This is a genomic window from Blautia sp. DFI.1.216 (assembly GCF_020594215.1).
Lineage (GTDB): Bacteria > Bacillota > Clostridia > Lachnospirales > Lachnospiraceae > Blautia_A > Blautia_A wexlerae.
Map to the genome: position 1 here is coordinate 1 of NZ_JAJDML010000129.1, position 1613 is coordinate 1613.

The 1613-nt window shown below is 39.9% G+C and carries 1 protein-coding gene; it reads right to left on the bottom strand.

The features are described from left to right. Positions 1-126: 126 nt before the first annotated feature. Positions 127-1335 (bottom strand): IS110 family transposase, encoded by a 1209-nt coding sequence (locus LJE11_RS18995; protein WP_008708319.1) that lies wholly within the window; start codon positions 1333-1335, stop codon positions 127-129. Between the last annotated feature and the right edge of the window lie 278 nt (positions 1336-1613).

Consider the following 1613-nt stretch of genomic DNA (forward strand, 5'->3'; position numbering starts at 1 on the left):
AAAACAGCCTGCAAATAAAAAGTCAAGGCTAAATTGAAAGAATATTGAAAAATTTATACAGGTTGAAAATTGGGTATCAAAATTAGACCACCACGCCAGTGCTGGTCTGAAAATTTTGGTGGATAATTAAGACTCTGGAAGAGATGCGAGATATTCTTTCACTCGTCCGTAGTAGATTCTTAGAAACTTGTTGGCACCTGCAGTCATATAGACATAGTAAGGCTTGCCTTGAGCACGTTTCTTATCTAAGAACTGATAAACAGGATCATCTTGAGGATGCGTTTTAATTAGGACATCCATTACCTGAAATAAAGTCTTTCTTAGATCAGCGGAACCTCGTTTTGAGGTAGGAACACTTTTTTGTTCATAGGTTCCGGATTCATTAACACCGGGATCTACACCGGCAAATGCAGTAATAGCACTTTTGTGAGTGAAACGGGAAACATTTCCAATCTCAGCCATCAACTGAGGACCAAGTGAAGTTCCAACACCTTTCATAGCCATAACGACAGGATACTCCGGGAGTTTGGATGCAGTTTCATTCATGAGAGTGCGTAGTGACTCAACAGTTGTAGAGGCACTATTAAGCTGGTCTACAGCCTGCTTGATAATAAGCTTTGTAATGGCATCCTTTGGAAGTACAGGAACAAGTTCCTTTGCTTTTCCATAGATTTCTTCAGCTTTTGACTGACTGAAGTTGTACTTCTTGCGTTTGCACCAGTTTTGATAATGGTCGATAAAGGCATTCAGGGACATTTTACGGACACAGTCCACATGCCAGTATGTAGATGCAAAATCAACCCATTTCTGGCTGCCGTCACTGCGTGCAGGACTGTCAAAGTAAGTATTAACACCAGGATAGGTTTGGTCAAGGATGCCGATAAGATTATTTTTCATAGCTGTCTTATGCTTCATGTAAAAGCCGAACTGGCGATTCATGGTTTTGAGCTGATTGCGTAATTCATTCATAACATTATACTGTTTAAGGTTTTGCCATTTGTCAAGAGCATATCGGGCAATCTTAACAGCATCCGCTTTGTCAGATTTCACTTTACGAAGAGAATCATTATCAAAGTCTTTGATAAGTTTTGGGTTAATGGCACTGACGAAAAGATTTGCCTCCAAAAGCTGATGAGCGAGGACTTCATAATAACGTCCTGTGTGCTCCATTACGATTCGAGACTCACCTTCAACAGAGTTGATGAGTTCTATAAGTGAATGGATATCGCTGGCTGTGTGTTTGATTTCGAAAGGTGTGGAAACAATTTCACCGAAAGGCCGCATAATAGCAACCACACTTTTACTTTTAGAAACATCGATACCTACTGCGTTCATAAATTGTCACTCCTTAAGATTATTGCAATGGATAAGTACCAGTTTTACTCATTGCCTATTCAATCTACTGTGGTGTGACACGAATGCACCTAAGGTGATTCAACCTGCATAAAACGAACGCTGCGAATGAGGAACTGGTTATCAGTCTGTTTTACGGACGCGAAGTCCAAGGAAGAAAAAGATATCCAATTGCTACCTACATTCTAACAGCTTAAGCAACAAGATGGATAATTCCTTACTGGATGTAAGGGATATTAACCATAAATATATTGTAGTAG

Excerpts from the sequence above, each read along its gene's own strand:
- LJE11_RS18995 (WP_008708319.1), bottom strand. The coding sequence starts at position 1,335 with ATGAACGCAGTAGGTATCGATGTTTCTAAAAGTAAAAGTGTGGTTGCT.